11 protein-coding genes and 1 other RNA gene are annotated in these 8,303 nt (G+C 35.1%); 6 read left to right on the plus strand and 6 right to left on the minus strand.

Translation table 11 applies throughout. The features are described from left to right. Positions 1-4 precede the first annotated feature (4 nt). Positions 5-499, plus strand: coding sequence for a metallophosphoesterase family protein (locus IPZ78_RS13755; protein ID WP_225554568.1), 495 nt, complete (start codon positions 5-7; stop codon positions 497-499). Positions 500-535: 36 nt separating this feature from the next. Then, positions 536-1,540: a class 1 fructose-bisphosphatase gene (gene fbp, locus IPZ78_RS13760; RefSeq protein ID WP_225554569.1), complete on the plus strand. Its 1,005-nt coding sequence runs from the start codon at positions 536-538 to the stop codon at positions 1,538-1,540. A 1-nt stretch (position 1,541) separates the two neighbouring features. On the opposite strand, the gene IPZ78_RS13765 is transcribed toward fbp, so the two are convergent. Beyond that, positions 1,542-1,877 (minus strand): MerR family transcriptional regulator, encoded by a 336-nt coding sequence (locus IPZ78_RS13765; RefSeq protein ID WP_225554570.1) that lies wholly within the window; start codon positions 1,875-1,877, stop codon positions 1,542-1,544. Positions 1,878-1,979: 102 nt separating this feature from the next. Here IPZ78_RS13765 and IPZ78_RS13770 point away from each other — a divergent pair, with 102 nt between their 5' ends. Next, complete coding sequence (locus IPZ78_RS13770) at positions 1,980-2,324, plus strand: hypothetical protein (protein ID WP_225554571.1); 345 nt, start codon at positions 1,980-1,982, stop codon at positions 2,322-2,324. 36 nt (positions 2,325-2,360) lie between these two features. Continuing rightward, a complete protein-coding gene (locus IPZ78_RS13775; RefSeq protein ID WP_225554572.1) occupies positions 2,361-3,089 on the plus strand; it encodes an AAA family ATPase in 729 nt (242 codons plus the stop codon). 39 nt (positions 3,090-3,128) lie between these two features. Here the strand turns inward: IPZ78_RS13775 and accD are convergent, their stop codons facing one another. From accD to dprA, 5 genes are all read right to left on the minus strand, one after another. Continuing rightward, positions 3,129-3,971, minus strand: coding sequence for an acetyl-CoA carboxylase, carboxyltransferase subunit beta (gene accD, locus IPZ78_RS13780; protein ID WP_225554573.1), 843 nt, complete (start codon positions 3,969-3,971; stop codon positions 3,129-3,131). A 111-nt stretch (positions 3,972-4,082) separates the two neighbouring features. Further along, positions 4,083-4,180, minus strand: an RNA gene (ffs, locus tag IPZ78_RS13785) — signal recognition particle sRNA small type. Positions 4,181-4,262: 82 nt separating this feature from the next. After that, positions 4,263-4,490, minus strand: coding sequence for a DUF6814 family protein (locus IPZ78_RS13790; protein WP_225554574.1), 228 nt, complete (start codon positions 4,488-4,490; stop codon positions 4,263-4,265). A 4-nt stretch (positions 4,491-4,494) separates the two neighbouring features. Then, positions 4,495-6,012, minus strand: coding sequence for an MFS transporter (locus IPZ78_RS13795; protein ID WP_225554575.1), 1,518 nt, complete (start codon positions 6,010-6,012; stop codon positions 4,495-4,497). 15 nt (positions 6,013-6,027) lie between these two features. Further along, on the minus strand, positions 6,028-7,125 hold the full coding sequence (gene dprA / locus IPZ78_RS13800) for a DNA-processing protein DprA (protein ID WP_225554576.1): 1,098 nt from the start codon (positions 7,123-7,125) through the stop codon (positions 6,028-6,030). A gap of 101 nt (positions 7,126-7,226) precedes the next feature. Here dprA and IPZ78_RS13805 point away from each other — a divergent pair, with 101 nt between their 5' ends. Both IPZ78_RS13805 and IPZ78_RS13810 read left to right on the plus strand, forming a co-directional pair. After that, entirely contained in the window at positions 7,227-7,460 is a 234-nt protein-coding gene (locus IPZ78_RS13805) for a hypothetical protein (RefSeq protein ID WP_225554577.1), read from the plus strand. A 133-nt stretch (positions 7,461-7,593) separates the two neighbouring features. Next, on the plus strand, positions 7,594-8,097 hold the full coding sequence (locus IPZ78_RS13810; RefSeq protein WP_225554578.1) for a hypothetical protein: 504 nt from the start codon (positions 7,594-7,596) through the stop codon (positions 8,095-8,097). Positions 8,098-8,303: the final 206 nt, after the last annotated feature.

Raw genomic sequence — 8,303 nt, forward strand, 5'->3', positions numbered from 1 at the left:
TAATATGAAGAAAATTGGATTGCTTTCAGATACGCATAGCTATCTTGACGATGCGGTTTTTAATCACTTCAAAGATTGTGATGAAATTTGGCATGCAGGTGATTTTGGTTCTTTGGAGGTTGTCGAGAAATTAGAAGCTTTCAAACCTTTTCGTGGTGTGTATGGCAATATCGATGATAAGACAATACAATTACACTGTCCAGAGCATTTGCGTTTTGAATGTGAAGGTGTAGATGTATGGATGACGCATATTGGCGGCTATCCAGGGCGTTATTCTTCCTTAGTAAAATCAGAAATTACAAAGAATCCGCCTAAACTTTTTATCTGTGGACATTCCCATATTTTAAAAGTTCAATTTGATCAAAAGTTGCAGTTGTTGCATTTAAATCCTGGAGCGGCTGGTAAACATGGATGGCATAAGGTAAGGACATTAATGCGATTCGATCTAAATAGTGGAAAAATTGAAAATTTGGAAATAATTGAGTTGAATATAAGGTAAAAATTTTCATATTTTTACTTTTTGAAACTTATATTTATGACATCTACAAAAACACTGGGTCAGTTTATCATTGAAAAACAAGCTGACTTTCCCTACGCGAAAGGAGAACTTTCCAGATTATTACGTGACATTGGTATTGCCGCAAAAATTGTAAATCGTGAAGTAAACAAAGCAGGATTGGTTGATATTCTAGGGACAAACGGTGATTCGACCAACATCTTTGGCGAGAATCAAAAGAAACTAGATGTGTATGCCGATGAACAATTTATCTCAGCACTAAAGAGTGGTGGTGAATGTTGTTTTGTGGCTTCAGAAGAACAAGAAGAAGGGGTGTTGTTGACAGATGCAGGTATTTCAAAAAATGCCAAGTATATTGTTTGTATTGACCCTTTGGACGGAAGCTCAAATATTGAAGTCAATGTTTCTGTAGGTACTATTTTTTCTATTTATAGACGTAAAGGTGCGGTTGGAGAAGAATTAACAGAAGAGGATTATTTACAAAGCGGATTAGAACAGGTCGCAGCAGGATATATTATCTATGGTTCATCTACCATGTTGGTCTACACAACTGGCAAAGGTGTAAATGGTTTTACGCTAGACCCATCTATAGGTGAATTTTGCTTATCCCATCCCAATATGAAAATTCCTGAAACGGGAAAAATCTATTCGATCAACGAAGGTAACTATATCAAATTCCCACAAGGTATTAAAAACTATATCAAATATTGTCAAGAGGAAGATAAGACAACCAATAGACCCTATACTTCACGTTATATCGGTTCAATGGTGGCAGATATTCACCGTAATTTACTACTTGGAGGCGTGTTTATATACCCAGAGACGGCATCACAGCCTAATGGTAAACTACGATTGATGTATGAATGTAATCCAATAGCTTTTATTATAGAGCAGGCTGGGGGTAAAGCTAGTACTGGAAATGAACGTATACTAGAAGTAAAGCCTACAGAACTACACCAACGTGTACCTGCAATATTGGGCAGTACAAAAATGGTTGATAAGGTATTGGAGTTTTTGAATTAATTTATAAACTATCGCGAACTTCAATTAAGAAAGATTTCAAACGCTCTAGAGAATCAACAACACGTTGGTTCTCTTTTGCTTCTGATTTATTCGCTTTCAAATATTCACGCGCTCCCTGCAATGTGTAGCCTTTGTCTTTTACTAAGTTGAAGATGATTTTCAAATTAGCAATATCTTCTTGAGTAAAAAGACGGTTTCCTTTTTTATTCTTTTTGGGTTGAAGAATATCAAATTCACGTTCATAAAAACGAACCTGAGAAGCATTTACACCAAACATTTCAGTGACTTCTCCCATTGTATAGTACAATTTATTTATTTCTCGTTCTTTGTAAGGCATACCCGTAACGTGTTTTTCTTAATATTAACAAATATACAATGTAGTATTCAAATATTAAAGTTAGGAATAATTGTTGTTGGTTTAATAAGTATACTTGTATAAATGAAAGGTAAGGTATTGGTAAGTAGATTTTGGACTAAAGTCTTTTCTTTTGGTAAGGCTGAAGCTATTACTATATTCCCATTTATCTTTTTGAGAAGAAGAGGGTTAAAGACAGATCAGGTCTTGCTTAATCACGAACGTATTCATCTCCTACAAGCTTTGGAACTACTAATACTTCCATTTTATATCTGGTATTTAGTTGAATTTACTATTCGATTTATTCAGTTTCGTGATTTTCATAAAGCATATCGTAATATTTCGTTTGAGCGTGAAGCATACGCTAATGAATCTAATTTCAACTATTTGAAGTCCAAAAAGCTTTGGAGTTTTTGTAAGTATTTGTAATAAATTTTATATTTAATACAATCCCAACAACTCGTAATGATTTATATTTCAAAAATTAGAAACCTAAAACCTAAAAAAGAGCGTAAAGCTTACCCTTATAATATTGAAGCGCTTCGTCATTTGACGGAATTGGAATTTACAAATCCAATAACCTTTATCGTTGGTGAAAATGGGATGGGAAAATCTACTTTGGTGGAAGCTATCGCTATTAAAGCTGGATTTAACCCCGAGGGTGGCAGCCGAAATTTCAATTTTGAAACGATGAACTCTCATTCTGCTTTATTTGAAGATGTCCACATCACAAGAACTCCATGGCGTAATAAAGATGGTTATTTTTTACGTGCAGAAAGTTTTTATAATGTAGCTAGTGAAGTAAATCGTCTTTATGAAGGTGAGCCGTATCGTTTGGAAAGAGCATATGGACATTCTCTTCATGAATGTTCACACGGTGAAAGTTTTATGGCATTATTGCATAATAGATTTAGTGGAAAAGGATTATATATTTTTGACGAGCCTGAGTCCGCACTGTCTTTATCTAGGCAAATGAATATGATGGTGCGAATAAAAGAATTATTGAATCAAGACTCACAGTTTATCATTGCTACGCACTCACCCATATTATTAGCCTATCCTGATGCAGAGATTTTACATTTGGATGAAAAGGGGATAAAGAATGTTGAATATGAAGATACGGATCAATATAGACTAACAAAATTCTTTCTGAATAACCATGAAAGGATGTTGAAAGAATTAGATTTATTATAAAAGAACAAAGGTCATTCAATTTGAATGACCTTTGTTCTTTTATTTTATAAGTTTCAAGAAGGTTGAAACTTTATCTTTTAGTTGTCTTCTGTCGACAATAAAATCTAAGAAACCATGTTCTAAAACAAACTCCGAAGTTTGAAAGCCTTTAGGAAGGTCTTTTTTAATCGTCTCTTTGATGACACGAGGGCCTGCAAAACCAATCAAAGCACCCGGCTCAGCAATATTGATATCACCTAACATCGCGTATGAAGCAGTTACACCACCTGTAGTAGGGTCTGTCAATAAACAGATGTAAGGTAATTTTGCTTGGCTCAATAGCGCTAATTTTGCTGATGTTTTAGCCATTTGCATTAATGAGAATGCCGCTTCCATCATACGTGCACCACCTGATTTTGAAATCAACATAAACGGTAATTTATGTTCTAAACAATAATCAATTGAACGTGCGATTTTCTCCCCCACAACTGATCCCATAGAACCACCAATGAAGTTGAAATCCATACATGCAATAACGATTTCATGGCCATTCAATTTGCCATGACCTGAGCGTAAAGCGTCTTTAAGGCCTGTTTTCTTTTGGCTTTCAATTAGTCGCTCATGATATGGCTTGCTATCAACAAAATTTAAAGGGTCACCAGCTGTCAAATTAGGAAATAATTCTGTAAACTGATTGTCGTCAAATAAAATGGAAAAATATGCTGCCGAACCAATACGAATGTGGTAACCACAATACTGACAAACGTACTTGTTCTCAATTTGTTCTAAGTTCAAAAGAGGTTTTTTACACGAAGGACATTTGTCCCACATCCCATCAGGTGCCTCTTTTTTGTTTGCTGTTGCAGTTCTTATACCTGCCGTACTTCTTTTAAACCAACTCATACAATAGTGTTTATTCGAACTACAAATAAACGAAAAGATATGCTAAATGTAAAACATAATGGCTAAAAGAAATAATGGAGATGGTAGGATTAGAAAAGTATAGAAACAAAAAGTGGGCAAGCTCCCTTTATCGCACCGCTCAACCAAATACCCTTGCTATGTTCCCATCCTGGGGGAGTCAAAGGGAGCTGGTCGTAAAGGACTTACCCACCACAAAAGTAGGAAAATTTTGAGATTGTCAAAAATAAAACTCCATAATCTTCCTATAGTATTGATGTTCAATAAGAAAAATTACATCTTGCTATCATCATATTCTCCTTTTAGCGCATAATAACCAAATACACCTAGGCCTAATGACACTATTGGAGTCAAAATAAATACAATAATTAACCCGAAAACAAGGTCTTCTTGGTGTCCTGTTTGTAGTTTAGGGAATCCAAATTCCACAATACAAAAATATGCTGTTAAAAGTGATAGTAATATCCAAACTACACCCAATATCTTTTTTAATAATTCCATTTTATTAATTTTTAGTGTAAATGTTCTTGTTAATGTATAATGCACCTATGATAAAACATACCGCTGAAATGATGATTGGATACCATAAACCAGCTAAATAGAATTCGGGGTCCATTTGAGTTTGTGCATTGGTAGCGAGATAAGTAGAAATTGCTGGTAATAAACCTCCAAATACACCATTACCTATATGGTATGGTAGTGACATTGATGTATAGCGAATCTTTACAGGGAATATTTCCACCAAAAATGCAGCTATAGGTCCGTATACTAAGGTAATATAGATGATTTGGATAAAAATTAATAAAATAAGATATATATAATTGCTTCCATCGATGGTGATGCTTTTCTTAGTTGTCACATCACTTTTTTGGTCTTTTACAATATGTGTAGTTGTTATGGTTGTTAGAATGGATCCATCAGTATAGTGAGATTTATGTGTCACTACTTCATCTTTGCCTTTTTCTGTATTAACGACTTCAAAGAAGTCCTCTTTTTTGGAGGTAATTTCTTCTTTGTTGTCCACATTAGTCAATTGGTACATTTGCTCGTAGATTGGTCGATACGTCAAGAGGGCTAGTGCCATACCTGTTAGCATTACCCATTTTCGGCCTAATTTGTCTGATAGCCATCCAAATACAATAAAAAATGGGGTCCCAAAAAGTAGGGCAATACCTAAGATCATATCGGCTTGATCCGTATGAAGATGCATCACTGTTTTCATGAAGCTCATGGAATAAAATTGCCCTGTATACCAGACAACACCTTGTCCCATCACTGCTCCAAATAGGGCTAACAAAACGAATTTCATGTTGTATTTGTTGCCAAAACTCTCTTTAAGTGGGTTTGTAGATGTTTTACCTTCAGATTTTGCTTGTTTGAATTCAGGAGATTCATCCATGTTTTTACGAATCAAATACGATACGTATACCATCACAATTGATAATAAAAATGGTACACGCCACCCCCAAAGATCAAATTGTTCTTCGCTCAATACATTTCTTGTAATTAGGATCACGAGAAGTGATACGAAAAGACCGAAAGTAGCGGTAGTTTGAATCCAAGAAGTCCAATAGCCGCGCTGTCCTTTAGGGCTATGTTCTGCTACGTAAGTCGCTGCACCACCATATTCACCACCTAATGCTAAGCCTTGCAAAAGTCTTAATATTAAGACTAAGAAAGGGGCCCAAAAGCCTATGCTATCGTAGCTTGGAATACATCCAATGAGGAATGTGGCTCCACCCATGAGCATTAGGGTAACCATAAAAGTATATTTTCGTCCAATAAGGTCTCCTAATCTTCCAAAAAATAATGCTCCGAATGGTCTTACGACAAAGCCGGCTGCAAAAGTCGCTAGTGTCGATAAAAAAGCAGCTGTAGGATTATCTGCAGGGAAAAATTTTGTTGATATAACGATGGATAGACTTCCAAAGATAAAGAAGTCATACCATTCAATTAGAGTCCCAAGAGAGGAGGCACCAATTACTTTCCAAATTCCTTTGGTTTGTTGTTTTTCTGTTGTCATAGATGTTTATACTGGTTAGATTAATTTATATGTTTTTCCAGGTAGGGAAATGAGAAGGGATTTCATTTCCATTTCTAGTAATACGATAGCTAGTTTACTCTGTGGCCAATCGCAAAATAAGGCTATATCATCAATGTTTGCTTGTTCGGATTCATGTATGTAGTCATACACTTTCTTCTCATCCCTTGTCATGTCCTCAGGAATTAGCTTCAATTGTTTAGATTTATTTTTACTATCATCTTTATTCCAATTCATCAAGTACGAGAGGTCGTCCGCATTTCGAATTAGGTGTGCTCGATTTGTCTTGATGAGGTAGTTACATCCCTCAGAATATTCTTGGTCTATGCCTCCTGGGAAAGCACATACATCCCGATTGTATGTGTTTGCTATTTCCGCGGTGATAAGTGCCCCTCCTTTGAGTGCTGCTTCTATAACAATAGTTACATCGGCCAAACCAGCAATTATACGATTACGCATAGGAAAATTCTGTCTGTCAGGATTAGTTCCAGAAGGAAATTCAGTAAGTAGACCTCCATTTTCTAACATGCGGGCTGCCAACTCTCTGTTGGCAGCAGGATAAATCCGATCCAAACCGTGGCCTAATATGCCAAGGGTTGAAATCCCATTTTTTAGTGCTTCGCGATGTGCTAGGCTATCTATTCCGTAAGCTAGACCACTGATGATCTGCACGTCATATTCTTTTAATTGTTGAATAAAGTTTTCGCAAATTCGTTTACCATACTGTGTCGCATTACGTGTTCCCACAATACTAATCGCTCGTGATGGATTGAAGGAGTTTGTGCCTTTATGATATAATAGAATGGGGGCATCATCACAATTTTTTAAGCGTTTTGGATAATTATTATCTTCTATCCAAGCTATTTGGATATTATGCTTTTGAATAAAATCGTATTCTTGTTCAGCCTCTTTTAGAAATGATTTGGAAACAATGGTGTTGGCTATTATTTCACCAATATTTGGAATAGTAAGAAGTTGTTTTTTAGAACATTTGAAAATCTCCTCAACAGAACCATTGTATGCTAACAATGTGCGGCTCAATTTTGGGCCAATACCTTTGATTTTGGTTAATGCGATCTTCTCAAGAATATTCATAACTGGTGCTTTAAATATAAGGAATACTTTTTTTTTATTCCAAAACTTTGACTTAATTTCTTATTAAGTAGTATTACCTTTGTATATTAAAATTGAATATTATGGAAATGCAAGAGCCTTTTGATTTAGAATTTGGAGAGATTGTTTATTCTGTTTTCCCAGATGAAAAGGATACTTATACTATCTTCAAAGATGGCAAAGAATATGTACAAATTATTAAGGATTCAGATACAAATTGGCTAAAGCTTAGTCCAGAAACAGGATTGCCTTTATTTGGTATGGACGAAGAAGTAAATTTTATAGGCGCTGAGATAACGAAGGAGTTAGGAGGTTAATTAAAGTTAAAGTGTTTACATTCAGTTGATAGAGGTTGTATATTTAGGTGTATAATCTCTTTGTATGAACAGTAATTTGTTATTCCTCGGATTTATTTTAGTAATATTTAGGATTAGTTATGGTACGGAAACTATGAATTTATACCATCCGACAATTCTAGATACGATCAAGAGAGATACATTGGAAATGGATACAATAAGTGTTGTTAAAGAAACCACTCCTGAGCAGAAGCATAATGCGCGGAAAAGTCAATATCGTACAGCGTATCTATGGGGTGATAATAAAAAACCAATTGCTATAAATCCTCTAGGAGGAGTTGCTATTAGTATTAATAAGTTATATAGTCATTTGAGTAAATTGGGTAAGAATTCAAGAAGACTACAACGTGTTTTTGATCGGGAGCTAGAACAAGATAAGGCAGAGCTAATGTGGAAACCTTTAACTGTTGATTTGACTAAATTAAAAGGAGATTCTTTGTTTTATTTTCAAATGTATTTTTTGCCAACATCCGATTTTCTCGAACGTGCTACATATTACGAAAAAGTAGAATATGTAACAAAGAGTATGCGTATTTATCGTGATTCGGCAGCAGTTATTCACGAGCGCATGCGACTACCAAAGTGGAATGGTAATTAATATGAATGACCTGAAAATATTAATTGTAAGAATTACTAATACATAACAAAGAAGCTGTCCAAAAAGGGCAGCTTCTTTGTTTTATTTCGATTTTTAAGAAAACTTCTAATTGTTAAGCTGCATACTTGGATACAGAGGATATTTTGGATATTTTGTAATTATTGACAGTTTTGGATTCTGTTTTATTGCTAATAGAAGAGTTTATA

The organism is Sphingobacterium bovistauri, assembly GCF_020295405.1.
In the GTDB taxonomy this organism is placed as follows: Bacteria; Bacteroidota; Bacteroidia; order Sphingobacteriales; family Sphingobacteriaceae; genus Sphingobacterium; species Sphingobacterium bovistauri.

Coding starts and splice junctions, on each gene's coding strand:
- IPZ78_RS13755 (WP_225554568.1), top strand. CDS start 5: ATGAAGAAAATTGGATTGCTTTCAGATACGCATAGCTATCTTGACGAT.
- fbp (WP_225554569.1), top strand. CDS start 536: ATGACATCTACAAAAACACTGGGTCAGTTTATCATTGAAAAACAAGCT.
- IPZ78_RS13765 (WP_225554570.1), bottom strand. CDS start 1,877: ATGCCTTACAAAGAACGAGAAATAAATAAATTGTACTATACAATGGGA.
- IPZ78_RS13770 (WP_225554571.1), top strand. CDS start 1,980: ATGAAAGGTAAGGTATTGGTAAGTAGATTTTGGACTAAAGTCTTTTCT.
- IPZ78_RS13775 (WP_225554572.1), top strand. CDS start 2,361: ATGATTTATATTTCAAAAATTAGAAACCTAAAACCTAAAAAAGAGCGT.
- accD (WP_225554573.1), bottom strand. CDS start 3,971: ATGAGTTGGTTTAAAAGAAGTACGGCAGGTATAAGAACTGCAACAGCA.
- IPZ78_RS13790 (WP_225554574.1), bottom strand. CDS start 4,490: ATGGAATTATTAAAAAAGATATTGGGTGTAGTTTGGATATTACTATCA.
- IPZ78_RS13795 (WP_225554575.1), bottom strand. CDS start 6,012: ATGACAACAGAAAAACAACAAACCAAAGGAATTTGGAAAGTAATTGGT.
- dprA (WP_225554576.1), bottom strand. CDS start 7,125: ATGAATATTCTTGAGAAGATCGCATTAACCAAAATCAAAGGTATTGGC.
- IPZ78_RS13805 (WP_225554577.1), top strand. CDS start 7,227: ATGGAAATGCAAGAGCCTTTTGATTTAGAATTTGGAGAGATTGTTTAT.
- IPZ78_RS13810 (WP_225554578.1), top strand. CDS start 7,594: ATGAATTTATACCATCCGACAATTCTAGATACGATCAAGAGAGATACA.